The 23,683-nt window shown below is 39.8% G+C and carries 22 protein-coding genes; 14 read left to right on the forward strand and 8 right to left on the reverse strand.

Annotated elements, in window-relative coordinates; genetic code table 11:
* Positions 1-71: 71 nt before the first annotated feature.
* Entirely contained in the window at positions 72-392 is a 321-nt protein-coding gene (locus LVD16_RS18215) for a tetratricopeptide repeat protein (RefSeq protein ID WP_233769713.1), read from the forward strand.
* A gap of 73 nt (positions 393-465) precedes the next feature.
* Here the strand turns inward: LVD16_RS18215 and LVD16_RS18220 are convergent, their stop codons facing one another.
* Both LVD16_RS18220 and dnaB read right to left on the reverse strand, forming a co-directional pair.
* On the reverse strand, positions 466-1,458 hold the full coding sequence (locus LVD16_RS18220; protein WP_233769714.1) for a zinc-binding dehydrogenase: 993 nt from the start codon (positions 1,456-1,458) through the stop codon (positions 466-468).
* 171 nt (positions 1,459-1,629) lie between these two features.
* On the reverse strand, positions 1,630-3,201 hold the full coding sequence (dnaB, locus tag LVD16_RS18225) for a replicative DNA helicase (RefSeq protein WP_370687614.1): 1,572 nt from the start codon (positions 3,199-3,201) through the stop codon (positions 1,630-1,632).
* 354 nt (positions 3,202-3,555) lie between these two features.
* Between dnaB and LVD16_RS18230 the strand changes: the two genes are divergently transcribed.
* On the forward strand, positions 3,556-4,914 hold the full coding sequence (locus tag LVD16_RS18230; RefSeq protein ID WP_233769715.1) for a UDP-N-acetylmuramate--L-alanine ligase: 1,359 nt from the start codon (positions 3,556-3,558) through the stop codon (positions 4,912-4,914).
* 9 nt (positions 4,915-4,923) lie between these two features.
* A complete protein-coding gene (locus LVD16_RS18235) occupies positions 4,924-5,736 on the forward strand; it encodes a 3'-5' exonuclease (RefSeq protein ID WP_233769716.1) in 813 nt (270 codons plus the stop codon).
* A 58-nt stretch (positions 5,737-5,794) separates the two neighbouring features.
* Here the strand turns inward: LVD16_RS18235 and LVD16_RS18240 are convergent, their stop codons facing one another.
* Positions 5,795-6,595 carry a M48 family metallopeptidase gene (locus tag LVD16_RS18240; RefSeq protein ID WP_233769717.1) on the reverse strand — a complete coding sequence of 267 codons (801 nt, stop codon included), beginning with the start codon at positions 6,593-6,595 and terminating at the stop codon, positions 5,795-5,797.
* Between the two features lie 120 nt (positions 6,596-6,715).
* Between LVD16_RS18240 and LVD16_RS18245 the strand changes: the two genes are divergently transcribed.
* The 3 genes from LVD16_RS18245 to bcp all read left to right on the forward strand — a co-directional run bounded on the left by LVD16_RS18245 (position 6,716) and on the right by bcp (position 9,763).
* Positions 6,716-7,327, forward strand: coding sequence for a fumarylacetoacetate hydrolase family protein (locus LVD16_RS18245; RefSeq protein WP_233769718.1), 612 nt, complete (start codon positions 6,716-6,718; stop codon positions 7,325-7,327).
* Positions 7,314-9,248 (forward strand): M23 family metallopeptidase, encoded by a 1,935-nt coding sequence (locus LVD16_RS18250; protein ID WP_233769719.1) that lies wholly within the window; start codon positions 7,314-7,316, stop codon positions 9,246-9,248. Before LVD16_RS18245 ends, LVD16_RS18250 begins: the two co-directional genes overlap by 14 nt.
* Before the next feature lie 68 nt (positions 9,249-9,316).
* Positions 9,317-9,763, forward strand: a complete 447-nt coding sequence (gene bcp / locus LVD16_RS18255) for a thioredoxin-dependent thiol peroxidase (RefSeq protein ID WP_233769720.1) — start codon at positions 9,317-9,319, stop codon at positions 9,761-9,763.
* 41 nt (positions 9,764-9,804) lie between these two features.
* Here the strand turns inward: bcp and LVD16_RS18260 are convergent, their stop codons facing one another.
* A complete protein-coding gene (locus LVD16_RS18260) occupies positions 9,805-11,154 on the reverse strand; it encodes an FAD-binding oxidoreductase (protein ID WP_233769721.1) in 1,350 nt (449 codons plus the stop codon).
* A gap of 140 nt (positions 11,155-11,294) precedes the next feature.
* Between LVD16_RS18260 and LVD16_RS18265 the strand changes: the two genes are divergently transcribed.
* From LVD16_RS18265 to LVD16_RS18275, 3 genes are all read left to right on the forward strand, one after another.
* Entirely contained in the window at positions 11,295-12,149 is an 855-nt protein-coding gene (locus tag LVD16_RS18265) for a pirin family protein (protein ID WP_233769722.1), read from the forward strand.
* 50 nt (positions 12,150-12,199) lie between these two features.
* The gene (locus tag LVD16_RS18270; protein WP_233769723.1) at positions 12,200-13,582 is read left to right on the forward strand and encodes a vWA domain-containing protein; all 1,383 of its coding nucleotides are present in this window, start codon (positions 12,200-12,202) and stop codon (positions 13,580-13,582) included.
* A gap of 71 nt (positions 13,583-13,653) precedes the next feature.
* Positions 13,654-14,022 (forward strand): methylglyoxal synthase, encoded by a 369-nt coding sequence (locus tag LVD16_RS18275; RefSeq protein ID WP_233769724.1) that lies wholly within the window; start codon positions 13,654-13,656, stop codon positions 14,020-14,022.
* A 54-nt stretch (positions 14,023-14,076) separates the two neighbouring features.
* Here the strand turns inward: LVD16_RS18275 and LVD16_RS18280 are convergent, their stop codons facing one another.
* Positions 14,077-14,736, reverse strand: coding sequence for an NUDIX hydrolase (locus LVD16_RS18280; RefSeq protein ID WP_233769725.1), 660 nt, complete (start codon positions 14,734-14,736; stop codon positions 14,077-14,079).
* 63 nt (positions 14,737-14,799) lie between these two features.
* On the opposite strand from LVD16_RS18280, the gene pfkA reads away from it, so the two are divergent.
* The 4 genes from pfkA to LVD16_RS18300 are packed head-to-tail and all read left to right on the forward strand — an operon-like array spanning position 14,800 to position 19,389.
* Positions 14,800-15,783, forward strand: coding sequence for a 6-phosphofructokinase (pfkA, locus tag LVD16_RS18285; protein ID WP_233769726.1), 984 nt, complete (start codon positions 14,800-14,802; stop codon positions 15,781-15,783).
* A complete protein-coding gene (locus LVD16_RS18290; protein ID WP_233769727.1) occupies positions 15,780-16,637 on the forward strand; it encodes a hypothetical protein in 858 nt (285 codons plus the stop codon). Before pfkA ends, LVD16_RS18290 begins: the two co-directional genes overlap by 4 nt.
* On the forward strand, positions 16,634-17,611 hold the full coding sequence (locus tag LVD16_RS18295; protein ID WP_233769728.1) for an ROK family protein: 978 nt from the start codon (positions 16,634-16,636) through the stop codon (positions 17,609-17,611). Before LVD16_RS18290 ends, LVD16_RS18295 begins: the two co-directional genes overlap by 4 nt.
* Complete coding sequence (locus LVD16_RS18300) at positions 17,608-19,389, forward strand: glycoside hydrolase family 15 protein (RefSeq protein WP_233769729.1); 1,782 nt, start codon at positions 17,608-17,610, stop codon at positions 19,387-19,389. The genes LVD16_RS18295 and LVD16_RS18300 overlap by 4 nt, the downstream gene beginning before the upstream one ends.
* A 925-nt stretch (positions 19,390-20,314) precedes the next feature.
* Here the strand turns inward: LVD16_RS18300 and LVD16_RS18305 are convergent.
* The 3 genes from LVD16_RS18305 to LVD16_RS18315 all read right to left on the reverse strand — a co-directional run bounded on the left by LVD16_RS18305 (position 20,315) and on the right by LVD16_RS18315 (position 22,416).
* On the reverse strand, positions 20,315-20,728 hold the full coding sequence (locus LVD16_RS18305) for a hypothetical protein (protein ID WP_233769730.1): 414 nt from the start codon (positions 20,726-20,728) through the stop codon (positions 20,315-20,317).
* A gap of 364 nt (positions 20,729-21,092) precedes the next feature.
* Positions 21,093-21,359, reverse strand: a complete 267-nt coding sequence (locus LVD16_RS18310) for a hypothetical protein (RefSeq protein ID WP_233769533.1) — start codon at positions 21,357-21,359, stop codon at positions 21,093-21,095.
* Positions 21,337-22,416 (reverse strand): IS110 family RNA-guided transposase, encoded by a 1,080-nt coding sequence (locus LVD16_RS18315; RefSeq protein WP_233769731.1) that lies wholly within the window; start codon positions 22,414-22,416, stop codon positions 21,337-21,339. The genes LVD16_RS18310 and LVD16_RS18315 overlap by 23 nt, the downstream gene beginning before the upstream one ends.
* 488 nt (positions 22,417-22,904) lie before the next feature.
* On the opposite strand from LVD16_RS18315, the gene LVD16_RS18320 reads away from it, so the two are divergent.
* The gene (locus tag LVD16_RS18320) at positions 22,905-23,642 is read left to right on the forward strand and encodes a hypothetical protein (protein WP_233769732.1); all 738 of its coding nucleotides are present in this window, start codon (positions 22,905-22,907) and stop codon (positions 23,640-23,642) included.
* The last annotated feature ends 41 nt before the right edge of the window (positions 23,643-23,683 follow it).

Consider the following 23,683-nt stretch of genomic DNA (forward strand, 5'->3'; position numbering starts at 1 on the left):
GTAGTTATTAGTATGCTATTATTTTTGCAGCGAAGATAACGAATAATGAACCAAATAAAAATTGTATAATAATGAATTCTAACCGTATAAATCAACTACTTGACTTTTTAAAAGAAGATCCAAACGATGCCTTCACTCTTTATGCGCTGGCCACAGAATATAGAAAATCTGATACGGACAAAGCACTGGAATATTATGAGGTCTTGCTCAATGATCACCCTGACTACTTAGCTACCTACTACCACGCGGCTAACCTTTACCTGGATTTGGAAGATAGAGATAAAGCAGAAAAAGTATTTGTAAAAGGAATTGAGCTGGCCAAACAACAAAACAATTCCTTACTACTTCGTGAACTTCAAAATGCTTATAATAACTTCTTATTTGATGATTAAATATTTACTAAAAAATTTAGCAATTCAAGTTTTAATTATTTGATATTCAAGTCATTAAACACTTTTATTTAAACTAAAATTTAACGACCACTTTACCCATTTTGGATGGCTTAGCTATTTCGTTAAATGACTCTACAATATTATCAAAAGGCTTCACAGAACTGAGCAATGGCTTAATGTCATGCTTCTCTACGAACCTGAGCATTTCTACAAATTCAGTATCATTACCCATGGTGCTACCTTGTAGTGTGATCTGGTTCCAGAACATTCTGTAGAGGTCTATGGATGACGGCAGGCCGTTAGTTGCGCCATAGAAAACTACCCTGCCACCAGGTCTCATAATCTTTAGAAAACTATTTACCTGATCTCCTCCAGCACTATCAATCACTACGTCAAAACCGCCTTTGGTTTGCCAAGGATTCTTGTACCAGTTAGGCAATTTATAATTGAACCCACCGGCAGCTCCCATCTCCAGAGCCATATTAATTTTTTCAGGACGGCCGCTGGTAACATAAACTTTAGCACCTACCGCAATGGAAAACTGAAAGGCAAACTGAGCAACTCCACCACCAAAACCTGAGATAAGCACATGAGCCCCATGCGTAATCTTACCATGATGGAAACAGGCTCTATATGCGGTAAGACCAGCTAAAGGTAATGCCGCGGCCTCTTCAGCTGACAATCCTTGAGGCATTCTATGAATTCTATTAGCTGGCACTTTTACATATTCAGCAAAAGTACCATGAGAAGGCATGCCCAGAATAGAGTATTCACGGCTTTGCACATCCTTATCGGGGCCCCAATCACGGTTAGGATTAATAATTACCTGCTGGCCAGACCATTTCTTATCTACACCAGCACCCAACTCTACAACTTCACCCACTCCGTCTGAGCCCAATACAGAGTTCAATTCAATGTTGGGGTATTTACCCTCACGAATAAACTGATCTCTTTTATTCAAAGCGGCGGCCTGCATTTTCACCAATACTTCACCTTCACCACACTTTGGCTTGTCTATATCTATAATCTCAATTGCTCCCGGAGAAGTTAAAACTAATGCCTTCATCGATTTATATTAAAAATTCCAATTATTTTATTTCAACCAAGCAAAATAAGTGTAATTCCTGACCATTATTCATGATCAAATCATACTATTCTGCGCTCATTAAAGATAAAAAAAGCTGACCATAATGTTAATGATCAGCTTAGAAAGAATTTTTAATATAAAATTTAAATCTTAGAAAGGAGCATCGTCCTCATCCGGACCGCTATAACCAAAGCCACCGCCTGAAGAATTGCCATTATCCTCGTTTAATCTACTTCCCAAAGTGATAGTACCAGGACTATCGTCAAACTCTGCAGGTATACCACCAGCATCAGGGAATCCTCCGCCAGCAAAGCCTCCTGGATCCAAATCTGCGAATTTGGTGTATTTACCAATAAATTTAAGACTAACGTTTTCTAATGAACCACTTCTGTGCTTCGCGATGATTACTTCACCAGTACCCGTGGTAGGCATACCATTCTCATCTTCAGTAATACCGTAGTATTCAGGACGGTAAAGGAACATTACCATATCCGCATCCTGCTCAATTGATCCTGATTCCCTCAAATCCGAAAGCTGTGGTCTCTTATCTCCACCCCTGGTTTCCACGGCCCTACTTAACTGAGATAGTGCAATTACCGGTACGTTAAGCTCTTTTGCAATCTGCTTCAGCGCCCTGGATATGGATGCAATTTCCTGCTCACGGTTACCCCCACCTTTACCAGAGTCTCCACTCATCAGCTGCAAGTAGTCAATAACTATCAGCTGAATGTCGTTCTGAGCTTTAAGACGTCTACACTTCGCTCTTAATTCAAGAATGGAAAGCGCCGGAGTATCATCTATAAATATTGGGGCACTACTTAGCTTATTGGTTTTATGAATTAGCTGCTGCCACTCATAATCAGCCAGGTTTCCCTTTTTAATCTTTTCACTTTCCAGCTCTGCCTCAGCAGAGATAAGCCTGTTTACCAGCTGTACTGATGACATCTCCAGTGAGAAGATAGCCACAGCATGGTTAAAGTCTACGGCCGCGTTTCTAAGTGCAGAAACTACGAATGCGGTTTTACCCATCGCAGGACGAGCCGCAATGATCACAAGGTCAGTTCTTTGCCAGCCAGATGTTACTCTATCTAAAGCAGAGAAGCCACTTGGCACCCCGGTAAGTCCGTCTTTATGATTTTTCCTTTCCTCTAATTCTTGAATAGCCTGAGCCATCAAAGAACGCATGTTATCATAGTTCTTTCGGATGTTAGCTTCAGAGATTTCGAAAAGAGATGATTCTGTTTTATCTAACAGCTGAAATACATCAGTAGTATCTTCATAAGCATCGTGCTGAATCTCAGATGATACGCGAATTAATTCACGTTTAATTGACATCTCAATTATTACACGCGCATGAAATTCTACGTTAGCCGCAGAACTTACCTTAGACGTAAGCTCAGCCAGGTAATAAGATCCCCCCGTCATTTCCAGCTTGGCGTTCTTACGTAGCTGATTAGCCACAGTACGCATATCTACTGGCTCCGAGTTATTAAAGAGCTCCACAATGGCATTATAAATTTCCTTGTGAGCATCCTTATAAAAACTACCTGGTTTTAGAATATCAATTACGGTGGTAAGTGCGTCTTTTTCAAGCATTAACGCACCCAAAACTGCCTCTTCCAGATCGATTGCCTGAGGAGGAACTTTCCCCAAACCATCGTTTACATCACGCGCCATACGATTTGGCTTCAGCCCTACTCTGAGAGACGAATTATTTTCCATGTAGTGGTTGCTATTTGATTAGTTCAACTGATTCTAGCTTCAAACGTAAAAAGAATTTCTGCCACTACCAATTCGGTGTGCATTGCTGCAAAAATTGCAAACAGTATACAGAAAAGGTTATATTCTATGCCATATTTGGAAAATTCTTACACTGCTTAAACAGTTTATCCACATTGCAATTTTACGCTATCCACAAATGCCTAACGCAAAATGTTGAAAACTCATTCACTTATAAACAAAAAATATCGTTATCCACATTTTTATCCACATCTGTTTAAAGGTAGATTTTTAGCATCCATTTATAATTTTTATCTTAATTTTGACCTTTAATCAAAGAACCTACAGAAAGAAAATATGCAGAACATACACTTTATTGCCATAGGCGGTAGCATAATGCACAACCTCGCTATTGCGCTGCATAAAAAGGGGTATACTATTAGTGGTTCTGATGATGAAATTTTCGAACCATCATACAGTAAACTAAAGAAATACGACTTACTTCCTAAGCAGGAAGGCTGGCAAACCGATTTAATTACCAACGACCTTGATGCCGTTATAGTAGGAATGCACGCTAAGCCGGACAACCCGGAATTAGCAAAGGCCAAAGAACTAGGAATAAAGATATACTCATTCCCTGAATATATTTACGAGCAATCTAAAGATAAGCAGAGAGTGGTAATAGCAGGTAGTCATGGTAAAACTTCCATCACCTCAATAGTAATCCATGTATTGAAGCACTTCAAACGCAAGTTCGACTTTGCCGTAGGTGCGCAGCTGGAAGGCTTTGAATTGATGGTACAGCTTACTGATGCTCCTATCATTATTATAGAAGGTGATGAATACTTATCATCTCCTATAGACTCCACTCCTAAATTTTTAAAGTATCACCATCACATTGGTCTTATCAGTGGAGTAGCGTGGGATCACATTAACGTATTCCCATCTGAAGAAAACTATGTAAGCCAGTTTGACAAATTCGCAGATGCCTCACCAAAGGCCGGTACTTTGGTGTACTGCGAGGAAGATCCTATGGCTACAGTAATAGGAGCTAAAGGGCGTGAAGATGTACATGAAATTGCTTACAACACTCACCCTTACGTAATAGAAAATGGGACCACTTATCTGATTAACGGAAAAGAGAATATTCCTATCAAGATATTTGGAAAGCATAACCTACAAAACATCAATGGCGCTAAAGAAGTACTGAAAAAAATCGGTATCTCTGAAGAAGAGTTTTATGATGCCATTGAATCTTTTAAAGGTCCGCATAACAGATTGCAGCTTGTGAAGCAAAACGAGCAAACCGCTGTCTACAAAGACTTTGCTCATGCACCTTCAAAGGTAAAAGCCACAACTTTGGCACTTAGAGAGCAATATGCAGAAAGAGATTTGGTAGCCTGCCTTGAGCTACATACGTTCAGCAGTCTTAACAAGAGCTTTCTGTCTCAGTATAAGGGAAGCATGAAATATTCGTATAAACCTATCGTTTATTATAACCCGGATACGATTGCTCACAAAGGTCTGGAGCCTATCAGCAAAGAGGACATTATAAAGGCCTTTGATGAAAGAAACCTGAAGGTATATACTGACAGCAATGAATTAATGGCATATCTGAAAGATCAGAACTGGAAAGACAAAAACCTGCTTTTAATGAGCTCAGGAACGTTTAACCATCTGAATTACGAAGAATTAGCTACAGAAATTATAAACTAAAACTGCTTCATGAAGCTTAAATTAAGAAATCCATTAACATTTTTTGACCTGGAAACTACCGGAACCAGTGTAGTGAATGACAGAATCATTGAGATATCTGTGGTGAAAGTGATGCCTAATGGAGAAACTATTATTAAGACCAATAAAATAAATCCCACTGTACCTATTCCAGCGGAGACCAGTGTTATCCATGGAATATACGATGAGGATGTAAAGGATGCACCTACCTTTAAGAACATAGCTAAGAGCCTCACCAAGTTTTTGGAAGGTTCTGACTTAGCCGGCTTCAACATACTGAAGTTTGATGTGCCTATGCTAGTAGAGGAGTTTTTAAGAGTAGGTATAGACTTCGACGTAAGCAAAAGAAAACTTATAGATGCTCAAAAAATCTTTCACATGATGGAGAAGAGAACACTATCTGCTGCTTACAAATTTTATTGTGACAAAGAGCTTACTGATGCGCATAGTGCAGAGGCTGATACATTAGCCACGTTAGCAGTACTAGAGGCTCAAGTGGTAAAATATGAAGGCCAGGAAGTGGTAGACAATTTAGGCAACAAGCTGGGTGTTATTGAAAATGACATGGAAAAGCTTCATGCACTTACCTCTTCTAATATGGTAGATCTAGCTGGAAGGATTATTCTTAATAAAGAAGGTGTGGCTTGCTTTAACTTTGGCAAACACCGTAACCAGCCAGTGGCTACAGTACTTAAATCTGAGCCTAACTACTATAACTGGATGATGAATGGCGATTTTCCGCAAGATACCAAGAGGCGGCTTACAGAGATAAAACTGAAAGCATTTGCGTCTTTCAATAAGTAAGTAAAGGCTGTCTCAAAATGAATGAGACAGCCTTTTTACTTTTAAGCTTCGTCCTCCCTTAGTTCCCTGCTTTATAATACTTCATAGCTTCAGGCATTTCCTTTTTCAGGTCTGCTATTCTTGTAGCCGGGTGTGGGTGAGTAGATAAAAACTCTGGCGGTCTGCTACCACTGCTATTGGCCTCCATACGTTCCCAGAATACCGGCGCTTCTTGGGGATTATAACCAGCCATCGCCATGAATATCAAACCGATATGATCTGCTTCAGACTCATGTGTTCTGGAAAATTTAAGCATTCCTATTTGAGTTCCTATACCTACAGACTGGTAAAGTAGCTGCTTGGTAAGGCTTGGATCCTCCCCTAATGCCGCACTTAAAGATGTTAAACCTAAGTTGGCCACTAGTGATTCGCTCATTCTTTCTCTACCATGATTGGCTATAGCGTGAGCCACCTCATGGCCCATAACTACAGCCACGCCAGTTTCATCTTTACAGATGGGCATAATCCCTGTATAGAAAGCCACCTTTCCACCAGGCATACACCAGGCGTTCACTTCATCAGACTCTATTACATTAAACTCCCACGAGTACCCATTTAGGTTAGAAGACATGCCATTTTGAGCCATATATTGCTCCACTGCAGCTTGTATTTTTTTACCCACTGACTTTACCATGGTTACATACTGTTGGTTAGTAGAAACCTTGTTTTCTTTTAGTACCTGCTGGTACTGATCATAACTCATAGGCAGGATCTCAGAATTAGGCACAAGGTTAAGCTGAGTCCTTCCTGTTACCGGCACACTGGCGCAGCTATATAGAAACAGCCCCAGGCCAAAAAGGAATAAAATCTTTTTTATCATAGTATAATTTTTTCAGTGGTCAAATCTTTACAATTTTATGGTTGAAAAGCGTTTTTAATAGAAACAAAAGTCAACATAAAGTTATTTTATTATAACCAAAGCATACATAAATAGTTTTAAATGAAGATAATAGCCGTTGGTCGTAATTACGTAGAGCATATTGAGGAGTTGAACAATGAGCGACCAGATGAACCCGTAATATTTACAAAGCCAGATACTGCCATTCTTAAGGATAATGCACCTTTCTACTACCCTGAGTTTAGCAAGGACATACATTATGAGGTGGAGTTAGTGCTGAAGATAAGCAAAGAGGGCAAAAACATTCAGGAGAAATTTGCCAGTAAGTATTATGATGAGATAGGTATCGGGGTTGATTTTACTGCCAGAGATTTACAGCAGAAGGCTAAAGAAAAAAGTTTACCATGGGCACTGGCCAAAGGTTTCAATGGCTCTGCACCTATATCAGATTTTAAACCCGTGAGTGAGTTCAAAAATCTAGGTGATATAAACTTTGGTTTAAGGCTTAATGACGAGGTAAGACAAGAAGGAAATACCAGCTTAATGCTATTTAGTTTTGACTATATCATTGCTTATGTTTCACGCTTTATTACATTAAAGAAGGGCGACCTAATATTTACAGGAACTCCTAAAGGTGTTGGCAGTGTTCAGATTGGAGATAAAATAGCAGCATATATTGAGGATGAGAAATTATTGGATTTTGAGATTAAGTAAGACATTTTTATTCAGTTTATTATTAGTATTCAGCTACCAGGCATCTACCTATGCTCAACTAGCAGAAGGGCATGACTTTTATAGCCCGGCCAAAGAAGGTTATTATCTTTTCCCTATTAAGCCGGGAAACCAGAACACACTGGCCGGCACAATGGGAGAACTCCGATCCAACCACTTTCATACCGGCATAGATGTAAGAACTGAAAGCCGTACTGGCCTGATGGTGCAAGCTGCTGCAGAGGGCTACGTCTCCAGAGTGGCCATTTCTCCCTACGGTTATGGTAATGCTATATATATCACTCACCCCAATGGACATACTACAGTATATGCCCACTTAGAGCAAATTACCGGAGAGCTGGCGGATTATGTTCGAAAGGAGCAGTATCGTAAACAGGAAATGGATGTGAATCTATTCTTCAGGAAAGGTCAGTTTAGCGTTCAGAAGGGTGATACTATCGCGTATTCAGGCAATAGTGGTGGTTCAGGCGGTCCTCACCTACATTTTGACATTAGAGACAAAAACAATAAACCATTGAATCCACTGCACTATGGCTTTGCTGAAATAGTGGATCAAATTCCTCCTGTTGCCAGCAAAATAGCCATTAAAACTCTCAATAAAGATGCAAGAGTAAACGGACAGTTTGGAAGGTTTGTATTTCCGGTAAGGAGAGTAGGCAATAATTATGTGCTTGATAAACCTATTGAGGTAACAGGCCAGGTAGGTGTAGAACTTTATGCTTTTGATAAGCTAAACAATGCCAGGTTTAGGTGCGGCATTAACACCATTGTAATGGATGTAGATAATAATCAGACCTTTAAGCAAGACATCACTACTTTTTCGTTTGGAGATCAGCGTAATATCCTGAAGCATATGGACTATCAGGGCCTCAGAGAAACTGGTGAAAGATACCATAAGATGTATGTAGATGATGGCAACCAGCTAGAGTTTTATTCTACAGCAAAAGACAAAGGCCGTTTATCATTTAAAACACTTTCTGAGCACCCTGTTAAAATCACCATGACTGACAGCTATGGCAATGTAAGCTATGTAGAGTTCTCACTAAAGAGCGTGCCTACACCAGCGAGTAACATCACGGTATATGGCCATGAAAAAAGTGGCATTGACTTCGTAGACAATACTTTAATCATTAAAAGTGACATTGGAAACAATAGCCCGCTTAAAGGAGTAAATGTTTATACTCCGGAACAGCAGCAACTCACACCTGATTATGTCATTAACGGCAGCACTGGCGTTTATCTATGGGATTTAAGAAAAGGACTCCCTCACTCTGTAGATTACAACGGCAAGAATGAGGTAGTGAACTATAAGGATATGATTCCGGTAGGTTCTTATAAATACTATAGTGACAAGCTGGACATTTCTTTTACTCAAGGTGATCTTTTTGACACATTATACTTACAAACTGATTACCAGTATGATAGCATAAAAGATCAGGAATTCTTTTACATTGGCGATCCTGATGTGCCTTTGAGAAGCTATTTAGGCGTGACGTTAAAAACTCAAATACCCTACAAGGATGCAGAGAAATATGGTGTCTATTTCATCAATGAACGAGGTGCAGAATATCACAGAGGTGGCACCTGGAATCATGACAAAATATCATTTACCACCCGCGATTTCGGCAAGTTCACCATTTTGAAGGACACTACCTCACCAGTGATAAGACCGGTGGTGGTGAATAAAAATGATCTGAAGTTTAAGATCTACGATAACAGATCAGGCATTAAAGAATTTAACTGTTGGGTGGATGGCCAATGGGTACTTATGAATTACGATTACAAGATCAGCACCATTTGGTCTGAAAAGCTAGATCCCAAGGTTTCTTTCAAGGGCGAAGTAAAACTTCAGCTGGTTGATAATGCAGGAAACATCGAAGAATACAAAACCACAATTTATTAATTATGATCAATCTGGAGCTTTAAGTTCCAGATAACTCATAACAATCATTGAAAATAAACACTATGGAAATGAAATTACAAGAAGGCGATCAGGCACCTGATTTTGAAGTAAACGATCAAAACGGAAAGACTGTAAAACTTTCAGATTATAAAGGCAAAAAAGTAGTGCTTTACTTTTACCCTAAAGATAACACGCCTGGCTGTACTGCTGAGGCTTGTAACTTAAGAGACAATTATTCTGACCTGCAAAAGTCTGGATATGAAGTACTTGGCGTAAGTACCGACACTGAAAAATCTCACCTTAAATTTATAGAAAAGCAAGAGTTGCCGTTCACATTACTAGCTGATACCGAGAAGCAAATTCATGAGAAATATGGCACTTGGGTTGAAAAGCAAATGTACGGCAGAAAATACATGGGTACTGCCCGTGTTACTTTTCTAATAGATGAAAATGGTAAAATTGAAAAGATCATTGAGAAGGTGAAGACTAAAGATCACACTGCTCAGATTTTATAAAACAAAGAAGGCAGTAGCGAACTCGTTACTGCCTTTATTTTTTATACTAAGCCGATCCGCTTGGCAATATCTGACTTGAATACACCTTTTGGATCATACTTCTGCTTCACCGCCACCCATTCTTTGTATTGCGGATACATCGCCTTGAACGTGGCCTCATCTAAATAGGCATCTTTGCCTAAATAAATTCTTCCGCCGGCATCCAGCACCATCTTATCCAGCTTCTTCGTAAAGTCTTTGAGCTTAGATGTAATGGGAAAATCTATGGCGAACGTATATCCTTTCATAGGAAATGATAGATGTCCGCTCTCCCCTGCTCCAAACTTTTTAAGTACATTCAGAAAAGGGACACAACCACTCTTGGTAATAGCATCAAGAATCTTGTGAATGCTCTCCTTACCTCCTTCTTCAGGTACCACAAACTGATACTGAATAAAACCGTTTTTACCATAGCCCCTGTTCCAGTCATTGATCATGTCTAATGGAAAAAAGAAGCTATCGTAATGCGCCAGACCAGTTCCGCCCTTTTGTTTTACATAGAGCACCTTATTAAGAATACTCACTGTAAACTTATTCAATGAGAAAGATGGCATATAAAAAGGTACCGTAATCTTAGACTTTCCGCCTCGTTTCAATGGCTCCTTTTTCTCTTTTCCGGTTAGGTCACTTAGCTTGGCTTCATTACCTACTATGAGCACACCTTTACCAAAGTTTTTACCCTGAGCTAAAGAATCAATCCAAGCTACTGAATAGCTGTATTTATCATCAGCTTCATCAATAGCCGCAAGCATTTCTGCCAGGTTATTCGCTACTATGGATTTTTGCGTGAAATAAGTGGTTTCAATTTTTCTAAGTTGAAGAGATACGGTAAGGATGGTTCCTAAAAGACCTAATCCACCAAAATTAGCCCAAAATAAGTCGCTATTCTCTGCTCTACTGGCTTTCAGAATAGTTCCATCAGCTAAAAGAATAGTAAAGTAAACCACACTATTTACGAAAGACCCGTCTACGTGGTGTGCTTTACCATGAATATCATTGGCAATAGCTCCGCCCAGCGTTACAAACTTAGTTCCAGGGTTAATAAGCGGAAACCAACCTCTAGGCACGAAATAATAAATGATGTCTTCAAGAGTAACGCCGGCCTCACAAGTAAGAATACCTTTGGATTCATCGAAATCGAGAAAATGATTCAATTTCTCCATTTTTAGAATACGCTGACCATCATTGGTAGCCTGATCCGCATAGCTACGCCCTTTGCCCCTGCTAAGTATTTCGTCAGCTTCTGCTACTTTTCGCTGTATTTCCCGAGCTGTAGTAGGATATTCCACTTCGCAAGCCGAGTTAGGAATGTTTCCCCAGCCAGATAATATTTCTTTTTTATTGTGAGCCATGACGTATAGATATTCTTCTTTAGTGCGTAAAGATAGTTACCTCAGATTTTTATGAAATGTTTTTTTGATAATTTATAAAGAAACCAACAGCTCATTTTAATGTTTAAACACTAAGCGGTAACTTTGAAAAAAATATCATTATGAGATCAATTAAAACTATACATATAGCAGAATCAAGACCTATTGGAGACCTTAAAACCGTCTCTCCTATTCCAACGGCCACAATTCAGCAAATAGATCCCTTTCTATTTCTAAATCATCATGGCCCTCAGGTATATCCTCAAATTAATCATGGCTTGCCCTTTGGACCTCACCCCCATCGTGGTATGGAAACCGTAACTTTCATCATACAGGGAGACATTGCCCATAAGGATTCCAACGGCGGTGAAAGCGTGATCAATGCCGGCGGAGTACAGTGGATGACAGCAGGCAGCGGATTAATTCATGCCGAGGTTTCATCTGAAAAGTTTCTGAAAGATGGTGGTGACCTGGAGATCCTCCAGCTTTGGGTAAACCTACCTGCAAAACACAAAATGACACCACCAAAATATAAAGGCTTACAGAAGGATGATATTCCTTTGATTTTGAGTGAAGATGAAAAAACGAAAGTTAATCTCACGGCTGGCGAATATTTGGGTGTGGAAGGTGCTTTTAAAACCTTGAATAATATATTTCTGAGCACCATTGAATTTCAATCAGGAGGTTTATTTAACATAGATATTCCTCTGGAGAACAACATCTTCTGCTATATCATTAGTGGTAAAGTAAATGTAAATGGCACCTCAGTTCCTCAGTTTAGATTAGTGGAATTTAATCAGGATGATGAAAAAGTAGAGATCAGAGCAGAAGAAGAAAGCATTGTTCTGTTTGGGCATGCAGAGCCTTTTAATGAGCCGGTAGTGGCCAGAGGGCCCTTTGTAATGAATACCAATGAAGAAATTCAAGAAGCATATAATGATTACTATGCCGGCAAATTAGGCAGCTGGTCTGAATGAGGTCAATAAATTAACTACATTTACGTTATCTCATTCCCAAGAAATCATTTATGAAAAAACTAATGCTGCTCTTCTTCATTATTACTGCCGGCTATAAACTCCAGGCACAGGAAGTGCAGCAGGTTTTACCTGAAAAAACAAGGATTTTGTTTTTGCTCGATGGTTCCGGCAGTATGCTGGCGGGTTGGGGTGATGTAAACCGCATTACAGCCGCCAAAGAGTTACTCACGGAACTAGTAGATTCTTTAAAAGCTAACACCAAGCTGGAGCTAGCCCTTAGAGCCTATGGCCATCTCTATCGCAGGTCTAGCCAAAACTGTAAGGACACCAGATTAGAAGTGGGTTTTGCCAGAAATAATCATGCTCAAATAGTGAGCAAGTTAAACATGATCGATCCGAAGGGAACTACGCCTATTGCCTATTCTCTGGAGCAAGCAGCCAACGATTTCCCCACCACTCAAGGCTATAGAAACATCATCATTATCATTACCGATGGCATAGAGTCTTGTGACGGTGATCCCTGCGCTGTCTCATTGGCGCTACAGAAAAAGGGCATATTTCTTAAGCCTTTTATCATAGGCATTGGCATGGGGGCCGAATACAAAAAGCAGTTCAAGTGCATCGGAGAATACTATGATGCCAAAGATGTGAACAGCTTCAGGTTTGCACTTAACCGGGCCATTACCACCAGCTTAGAAAAAGCCTCTGCCAGTGTGGAGCTTCTGGATATCAATGGAAAGCCTAAGGAAACCAATGTAAACGTATCCTTCATCAATAGCTTTACTGACGAACCAGCCTTCGACTTCGTTCATTATCTGGATCCACAAGGAAGACCTGACTCGGTAGAACTAGACCCGGTGCTTACTTATGACGTAGTGGTAAATACCCTTCCTCCTGCCATTAAAAGAAACGTTAACCTAATCCCGGGCCAACACAACACCATCCAGGTAAAATGTCCTCAAGGCGGCTTAAAACTCAATCAGGATGGCGCTTCGGTTTATAGCCATGGAGTCAGGGCCATCATAACAGAAAAAGGTAAGAGCTCCATTGTGAACATTCACAATATGAATGAATCCCAGAAATATCTGGTAGGCACTTATGATGTAGAAGTACTTACCACGCCTCGGAGAATGTTTAGAAATGTAGAGATCTCACAAAGTAAAACCACCTCTTTATCATTACCTGCTCCAGGCATACTGAACATAGTGAACAACGCAGCCGGTTATGGAAGTATTTATGAGTTAGATGAGAATGGCAGACAGCAATGGGTCTATGATCTTGATCATGACAAACCTAAAATATCATTAGCCTTACAGCCCGGTAAATATAAAATTGTGTTTCGCGTAGATCGTGCTCCTGGTAGCAAATACACCTCCATAAAAGAAGTGGAAATTTTAGAAGGCCGCTCGGCACTTGTGAAACTTTTCAATTGATTTTATATCTGTAATCGCTTCACTTTCAATTAAAATGATATTTTTGTTTCCGTATTAGAAATCTGGAGACTATGAGAATTGCCATAATAGCCCATGACGGTAAAAAGCCGGAAATGGTCGCTTTTTTACTTAAAAACAAGGAACGACTTAATAATGTAGAGCTATTTGCTACCGGCACCACCGGAGGGCACGTAGCCAACGCCGGGCTTAATGTAACCAAATTTTTATCCGGCCCCATAGGTGGCGATGCTCAGATAGCAGCCATGGCCGCTACTCATGATCTTGATATGGTTATCTTCTTTAGAGACCCGCTAGATAAGCATCCGCATGAACCAGATGTGCAAATGTTGATGAGAATATGTGATGTGCACAATATTCCCATTGCCACCAACCCTGCTACGGCAGAATTACTATTAAAAGGAACTGACAAGCTGGGTTAAAGCCAGCTTTTCTTTTTTACTCGTTTTCTATCAAATTGATAATAGCGGGCGGGCTTATGAGAAACACCTTCTTCTTTTTCTTCCAAAGGGATTAAAACTTCTGCCGCTAAAAATTTTTTTTCTAAAATTTCTCTTATCCATTTTCTTGCCCAGCACCTCTTCATAAAGCTGTTGTAGCTCTCTGAAAGTAAATTTCTTTGGCAGCATTTCAAATGCCAGCAAAGGCTCCTTCTTTAAATTATTAGCCAGGTGAACCAGTGCCTGAGCTATAATTTCATTGTGGTCAAAGGCAAGATCTGGCAAGTCTACCACTGGTACCCATTTTACCTCACTGGCAAATGAAGCCGCTTTTGGATGTAATTTTTTAGGTTTTACTATGGCATAATAAACAACCGTAATTACCCTTGCCTTTGGGTTTTCTCTGATAGATTCCAGCCATTCTACGTTTTCATAGCCTTGCAAACGCTTAGGATCTCCAAAAGCCTGAAGCTGATGAAGAAAAATATTTCTTAGCCCTGTAAGCTCATATAAAGTCCTGCTGGCCGACTCATCAAGATTTTCATCATCTTTAATTAAATCGCCCGGAAGTGCGTATGCTGCCTTTGTAGTCCCTCTTTTGATCAATAGTATCTGTAATTCATTTTGATCGAAACCAAAAATGACACAATCAACTGAAACATGAGGATTTAAATTATTTGATTTTTGTATTGTCAATTCTATATTGCCTAAGTGTTACGATTACACTAACTTTGGTTCCGTCTAATATAAAAATATTTCATGAGTACTGAAATTAACAACATCGCTGTATTTACCTCAGGAGGAGATGCCCCTGGGATGAACGCCGGAATACGTGCTGTAGTACGAGCATGTGTATACTACAAAAAAAACATCTACGGTATATACCGTGGCTATGAAGGTATGATCGACAATGACATTGTAAAGCTAGACGCCAGGTCGGTGAGCAATATCATTCAAAGAGGTGGTACTATCTTAAAATCTGCCCGAAGTGAAGAGTTTAAAACTAAGGAAGGCAGGAAAAAGGCTTATGAAAATTTAAAATCCAGAGATATTGATGCTGTTATCGCCATTGGTGGAAACGGTACTTTCACTGGTTTACATATATTCGGTCAGGAATTTGACATCCCTACCATTTGTTTACCTGGAACCATTGATAATGACCTTCCAGGCATGGATTATACCATCGGATATGATACAGCTACCAACACTGCTGTAGAGGCCATAGATAAAATCAGAGACACTGCACTATCTCATAACAGACTTTTCTTTATTGAAGTAATGGGAAGGCACAGTGGCTACATAGCGCTAAACAGTGGTATTGCTGGTGGTGCCGTGGCTATCATGATGCCAGAAGACAGCATGACAGTAGATGAGCTACTTGAAAAGCTAGATGCTGGTGCTGATAAAAACAAAAAGTCTAGTTTGGTGGTTGTAGCAGAAGGAGGACAAGCCGGTACCGTATGGGAAGTGGCTGAGAAAGTAAAAGAGAAAGCTCCTTACTATGACACCAAGGTTACAATCCTGGGCCACTTACAAAGAGGTGGTGCTCCTACTTATTTTGATAGAGTACTAGCTGGCCGACTGGGTGTGGGTGCAGTAGAAGCTCTTCTAAACGGTAAGAGAGATGTTATGATAGGTGTAAAAGATAACAAACTAGTGTATGTAGATTTTGAGCAGGTTGATAATAAGAGGCACGAAATAGATCCTGAAGCCCTACAACTTGCCAAAATTCTTGCTATATGATATTAATAGGAATCAGCGGTTCAACAAAATGTGATTGGCAAATCATAGAGAATGGAAACCTTAAAGAAAGTGTAAGTACCTCAGGTATTAATCCTTTTTTCCATGATGAAAATGAGATTGCAGAGACAATACAAACGATTCCGCTGGTTTCTACTCAAGCTTCAGACATTGAAGTAGTATACATTTACAGCGCCGGATGTGGCAGCAAAAGCAGACAGGCAGTAGTAAAAAGAGCACTCGCTCAGGCTATGCCCAGAGCCCATCATTATGTAAACCATGATATTGTGGCTTCTGCACTTGCTACTTACGAAGGCGTTCCTTCTATTTCCTGTATTTTAGGTACAGGATCTAACAGCTGTTATTTCGATGGTGACATAGTGAGGCAGGAAACACCTTGCCTTGACTATATCCTGGGTGACGAAGGTGGTGGTTCTTATTTTGGTAAGAAACTTCTAAATGCCTATTTATACAAAACACTACCCCCTCACCTACAAAAAAGCTTTGAGGAAACCTATCAGCTAACCAAGAATGATATTTTAGAAAATGTGTATATGAAGCCTTACGCTAATGTGTACCTGGCGTCATTTATGAAATTCATAGAAACACATAAAGAAGACCCTTACTTCGTAGAAATGCTCACCAAAGGCTTTTCTAAATTTATGGACCTCTATGTAACTACATTTTCCAACCACAGAAAGGTGAAAACCAATTTTACCGGCGCTATATCTTATATCTTCCAGGATATTTTAAAAGAGGTGGCAGCTTCTAAAAAAATTTCTGTAGGAAAGATTATTAAAGAACCTATAGACGATCTCGTCTCCTATCACATAAATAAACATTACCAAAAATCATGAATGCAGTTATTGTCGGAATAGACATAGGCGGTACTAGCACTAAGTACGGAATAGTGTCTGAGAGCGGAGTAGTTTTATACCAAAACAAAATACCCACTCAGGAACACGAAAATTTTAATGATTTTGTAGTTCAACTCAGCAACGCCATTAAAGAAGGCTTGACTAAGATTGAGGGAGAACATAAGATTTTAGCCGTGGGCATAGGTGCCCCCAATGGTAACGTATATCGCGGTACTATTGAGCACGCCCCTAACCTACCCTGGAAAGGCATAGTACCCTTAGTAGAGACTGTAAAAGAGCAGCTACAGGTGCCAGTTATGGTTACTAACGACGCTAATGCTGCTGCCATGGGAGAAATGATTTACGGTGGCGCCAAAGACATGAAAGATTTCATCGTTATTACATTAGGTACCGGCCTTGGCTCAGGTATAGTTTGTAATGGCGATTTAGTATATGGTTATGATGGTTTTGCGGCAGAGCTAGGTCACGTAACCATTAAACCAGACGGAAGAAATTGCGGATGTGGCAGAAAAGGTTGTCTTGAAACCTACGTATCTGCTACAGGAATAAAAAGAACAGTATATAAATTATTAGCTGATTTCATGGATGACAGTGAGCTAAGAGGCATCAGCTTCGATGATCTGTCTACCAAAATGATTACAGAATCAGCTAACCGAGGTGACATAGTGGCCAAAGCGGCCTACGAATACACTGGTAAAATATTAGGCTCTAAACTAGCTGATACGGTGGCTCATACTAACCCTGAAGCCATATTCCTTTTCGGAGGTTTATCACTAGCCGGAGATTTAATATTTGAACCTACTATTCGCCATATGGAAGCTCATTTAATGCCTATTTATAAAGGCAAAGTGAAGATTTTACCTTCACAGCTTCAGAACCAGAGCGCTCCTATTTTGGGTGCTAGTAGCTTGGTTTCTAAATATTTACACAACAAATCTTCGATTAAAGCATGACGAAACACACATATGATTACGGACTTATAGGAAACTGTTCATATCAGGCTCACGTCCATAAAAACACGAACATAGAGTGGATGTGCTGGCCCAGGTTTGATAGCAGCTTCATTTTTGGAGCTATGCTAGATGATGAGAATGGTGGTGAATTCTCTATTCAGCCTGAAGGTGAGATTAAAGAATCTCGTCAGTATTATCTGGAAAATACAAATATCCTGGTAACAGAGATCACTTCTGATCAGGGTAGATATAGAGTAACAGACTTTGCTCCAAGATTCCAGCAGTTCGACAGATACTATAAGCCCATCATGTTATTGAGAAAGGTAGAGCCATTAGAAAACTCACCAAGAGTACGCGTAAAGTGTATGCCTACTGGTGACTATGGCAGGCTAAAGCCTTCTCAGTACGAAGCAAGTAATCATATTGAGTATTTAGGTCTTGAAAAAGAAGTGAGATTAACCACTGACTTTTCTTTGTCTTACATTGTAGAAGAAAGACCTATTGTTTTAAACGAAGTAAAATATCTTGCCCTTACTTGGGGAGCACCTTTAGAAGCTCCGCTGGCCAGCACTTGTGAGTCTTTCCTTGATAAGACCAAGAGATACTGGAGAGGATGGGTTAAAAACATGAGTGTGAGCAACTTCCACCAGGCAGAGATCAACAGATCTGCTTTGGCATTGAAGATTCACCAATACGAAGATACAGGTGCCATTATAGCCGCAGGAACAACCAGCTTACCAGAATCTCCTGGTAGTGGTAGAAACTGGGATTACCGATACTGCTGGATGCGAGATGCTTACTACACGCTAACAGCCTTTAATAACATTGGCCACTTTGAAGAATTAGAGAGGTATTTCAACTACATCGTTAATATATCGGTGAAGTCAAGAAACCGTTTCCAACCGCTTTATAGCATTACAGGCGAAGGTGAGCTTACTGAGAACATTCTCGACTTAAAAGGATACAAGGGTAACACCCCAGTAAGAGTTGGAAACCAGGCCTATACTCACATCCAGAATGATGTGTATGGTCAGATCCTTGCCTCTCTTATGCCATTGTATGTAGACAGACGATTCATTAACCTGGAGCGTTCAGACTCTTTGAATCTGGTTTATGATATCCTGCAAAAGATAGAGAAATTAATGGATGAGCCTGATGCTGGTCTTTGGGAATTCCGTACGCTCAGCCAGTACCACTGCTACACATATTTATTCCACTGGGCTGGAGCCATGGCTGCGAAGAAAATTGCTCATAAGTTTGACAATGGTAAGATCAAAACATTGGCAGATAAGATAGTGAAGCTTTCGGCTGAAAAAATCAATGCCTGCTATGATCCTGATCGTGGTGTCTATACCCAGGCGATTGGAAGCAAAAACCTGGATGCCAGTAACTTGCAGATGATCATGATGGGTTATTTACAGGATGATCCTGAGGCATGCAAGCAGCATTTAAAAGAGCTTGAAAAAGACCTGAAATCTCAAGAAGGTCTATTCTACAGATATAAGCATGCAGATGATTTTGGTGAGCCTGAAACTACTTTCTTGATCTGCGCTTTCTGGTATGTGGAAGCACTTACCTGCGTAGGAAGAATAGATGAAGCCATTGAAACTTTTGAAAACCTATTGAAATACAGCAACCACCTGGGACTTCTTAGTGAAGATGTGGACGCTAAAAATGGCAGCCAGTGGGGTAACTTCCCTCAGGCATACAGCCACGTAGGTTTAGTAAATGCGGCTTACAGAATAAGTAGAAAACTGGATATGCCTAACTTCTTGTAAAAGGCTAAGTCGGTAATCATATAAAATTGAGGCTGTCATCTTTTAAGAGACAGCCTCTTTTATTTTATAAAAACCTTCCCCACCATAAGTCTCGGCCTCAGGGTGACTCTGTTTGTGATGCAAATCTTGCTGCTCAGTCGTGAGATTTAAGTATATTGAAAAACAAGCTTATCTCAAGTCCCTAGTGGCAGTTACGATCCATGAATACTCCAGCTCTCGGAAGACCTTGCAGCAAGAAAGACTTTTTTGTTACTTTTTTGGTCGATTGCAAAAAAGTAAAGGAACCTCAGCTATGAAAGCTGAAAGGATTAGTCGCAGGTACGAAGTTTCGTAGGTGGAGACACCTACGAAGGCGAAGGTAACCTATTGGTCATATAGGATGGTAGTGAGGCGTATTTGCACTTCAGGTTGCCTGCACTCTAAACATAGTTAGCAATTCTGATCGTCTACCCTTCGACGGGGCTCAGGGTGACTCTGTTTGTGATACAACTCTTGCTGCTCAGTCGTGCAGTAAAAGAATATTGAAAAACAGGCTCATCTCAAGTGCTTATTGGCAGACCTTATCTATGGAAACACTCCAGCTCTCGGAAGACCTTGCAGCAAGAAAGACTTTTTTGTTACTTCTTTGGTCGATTGCAAAAAAGTAAAGGAACCTTGGCCATGAAAAGCTGAAAGGATTAGTCGCAGGTATGAAGTTTCGTAGGTGGAGACACCTACGAAGACGAAGTTGCTTTGGCTAATCTTATTGACTAACTGGCATTACAAATGCCATTCTCTACAAATCCTCGTTGAAAACGAGGATTAGGGAAAGTAGTGTCGAAAATGAAGACATCAATGAAGGCCAAGGGATCAGTTCGCAGTTTTGTTGGTGAAAACACCAACAAAGGCAGGAAACTGTCACTTTAAAGATGACAGCCACTTGATATCATAAACCTAACCCACCATACTCCTGCTTCAGCAAGTTAGCATAAGCTTTCTTTGCGGGTTTATACTCTAATCCACTCTGAGCAGAATATCTCTTAATCACTTTCCTTATTTTCTTTACAGCCTTCATAAATAATACGAATTGATATATCATTAAGGTCGCCAAAACCCCTTCAATACAGAATAAGGTAATCATAATGGTATTTGCAGTGGAAATACTATAGGAGTTACCTGCAAAGAAGATATTATATAACATCACGACCACAAAAATGACAGCCATTATTAAGCGGATGTGAGAATTATGCTTAACTGTCACCAGATAGTCAGTAACGATGTTAACTGCTACCTCTTCAGGTATATTCAGGCTTTTTACTTTTTCTAAATCCTCTAGTGAAACTTGAATTTTCGCACTCATAAAGTAGGTCTGTTTTTTTAATAGCTCGCTAAATTATTGAACCTGAACTAATGAACCTTAAAAGCACCTCAGCCTTCTTTCTCTTTTAATTTATTCTTATCCTGAGGCAATAAAAAAGGTCAGAACCCCACGGACTCTGACCTTTTTTATTTATCTATTTTTTAGTTCTACTAACTATCAGCCATCATACCTCATAGTTCACGTACAGCTTCATGATCTTTCACGCTGTATTTCGAAGCAGAGATGGGCCTTGAACATTGAATGTCATATCAACTTTAGTAAGACATCTATAAATCAGAAGCATTAGAATGGTCGGTAGTACTCACTAAATAGATCTCTCCTCACGTACCAATGACGTAATAAACTAAATAGGTATTTGTTCAAGCTCATAACCTAATTCTTTAGCTGTTTTTATTAGCCACTTTTCTCTATGAAGCTGCATTTTTTCTTCATATGCTTTGATCCCTTTTTCTGTGTAGTCAAGACCTTTTACCATAAGCCGCCAGTAGAGTACTGCCAGTTTTCGTGCTGTGGCTTTAGTCGCTATTCCAGGACCTCTTTTGCTTTTTAATCTGCGCCCAAAAGCACCTAGTGCTATCTTTTTGCTTTCAATTAAACTTTGGGTGGGCAAGTTGCCTAAATATTTGTCCAGCCTTCGGCCTGTACTTTCTGTTTCTGGTTTTGTTTTTCTTGCCGGACTGGTGTTGACCTGGAGATAACCCTAGCCATGAAGTGAAATGTTTCTCGCTTGGCCAATTATAAAGTTCCAGACCTATTTCCGAATACAATTGTAGCCAGGTATAATCGGTAATGCCCGGCAAACACGTAGCATCTTTGCCTGAAAAAATTTTGAGTAGGTGTCCTCCTAAGTGGTCAATATCAGGCTTATTATGCCTAACTGGTTTTCGGTCTTTAACAGACTCTATTTCATTTTTGCTTTGCATATCTGAATCGTAATTATTGACCCGTTTCATAACTTCCTCTAGTTTATGGTCACATGCCTGTATTTGTTGCTTATAAAATTTATAACCGCTGAATGCCTGTTCCAAAGCAAACAACCCAGCCTCGGTATAATAGCCTGAAAGCGCCTTGAGGACTTGAGATGCCTTTTTTTCTCTAATACTGCTATGGCACAGGGATAAGAGCTTTTGGGCATCACGTTCTCCTGACAGGATAGCTTCTATGATTGCCAGACCACTGGCTCCATGTACCTGACTGAGCACCTCTTTGAGTCGAATATTCATCTCAATTAGTGACTTTTGCATATGATTTACATGCATAGAGGCTGTTCTCAGATGATCTTCTCTCAAGCGCTGGTAAGCACGAACTTCCTTTACTTGAGCATCGGGAACAAAACAGCGATTCAACAAACCATGACTATGGAGTTGCTGAATCCATTGACAGTCCTTTACATCAGTCTTTCGACCTGGTACTTGTCTAGTCTGGCGCCCATCTACTAACCAGACATCTAAACCTGCTGATTCAAGGATCTCATAAAGGATGATCCAGTAAACACCTGTAGCTTCCATAGCCACTGTCTCGATCCCCTCTGATAATAAATAGGAAGATGCCTCTCGAAAACTTTCAGTGAAGGTCTCAAAAACTCGAACATCCTTGTTTTCTAAGGACACAAAAATGTGCTTGGCACCTATATCTATGCCTGCAGCATTTGCTCTCATCTTTTTCATGACTAAAATATTTTAAAAGATAAACAAAGACCTGTAGGATGAAATATTGTACACGACAGACTACCAATCGGACATTCCTAAACAAGGAAGTACCATACTTTGTGACTCCTTTCTATCCAACCATGCTCGAGGACAGGCAAATTGCACTATACGAGGTACGGCTATATTGTACAGGCCACTTCTATCTTAACGTCATTTCGTTTTGTGCGGTTGGGTACCAAATGTTCGGTCTCGAGATGACTTTGATTTGGAGCGATTTTGATCTGAATATCACAACTCTTGCTGCTCAGTCGTGCACTGAAAGAATATTGAAAATCAGGCTCATCTCAAGTTCTTAGGGGCAGGCTATATCTATAATTCTCCAGTTCTCGGAAGACCTTATATTTTTATATTATTCTGATATTTTTTAAATAATTCACTAAGAAATGTTTACCTAGATTAAGTATTACGCATTTATAATATCAAAAACTTTTTAATCTTAATGTAGTATGAAAAAAACTATTCTATTTTTTATCTTCTGTTGCTTTACTTTTTCAGGATATTCTCAATCAGAAGAAAAAATGAGTGAGGAGAATGTGGTCCGCGGTGCTATTGTTAAAAACAATGAAGTCATACAAGGTTTTATAAGAAAAAAAGGAACCACTTATTTAGATGAAGAAACGTTCGATGCACCCTGGAGTTATCAAAATACTATTAGTTTCATCCCTAAAGATGTATTTAATGAAAAGGAAAAAATAAAAAATAAAGATTTCGAAAAGTACAATGCGAAAGATATTGAAGGATACGTTTATTATACAAGTCCCGATGATTCCCTAGTCTTCGAAAGCGTAAAATACTCTGATATGTCAGCGGTAGGAACAGGGATGATCGCCAAAAAAATATTCATGAGAAAAATTTCTGACGGTAAGATATCCTTATTTTATCATTACTCAGCACCATTATCGATGGGTGAAATTTCGGCCATGAAACAATCATATATTGAATGTAAAGAGCCCAACTTAGTGTATCAAACTGATGAAAAAATCAGGTTGGTTGAACTTCTTAATGTGGAGAAAGAACTTTCAGGTTGCCCTCAAGTAGTAGAGAGATACAAAAACAATGAATATAAAGGTGATTCCGACCAGGAGACTGATTCTGGTTTTAATAAATTTTTGAATAAAACTGCTTACAGAACTGATGTTCGACTTTTAGTGATTGAAGATTACAACAAGGTTTGCGGTGAATAATAAAGTTTGAAGGTGATGTAACAAAAAAGGTCAGAACCCCA

The sequence above is a fragment of the Fulvivirga ligni genome (assembly GCF_021389935.1).
GTDB classification, from domain to species: Bacteria; Bacteroidota; Bacteroidia; order Cytophagales; family Cyclobacteriaceae; genus Fulvivirga; species Fulvivirga ligni.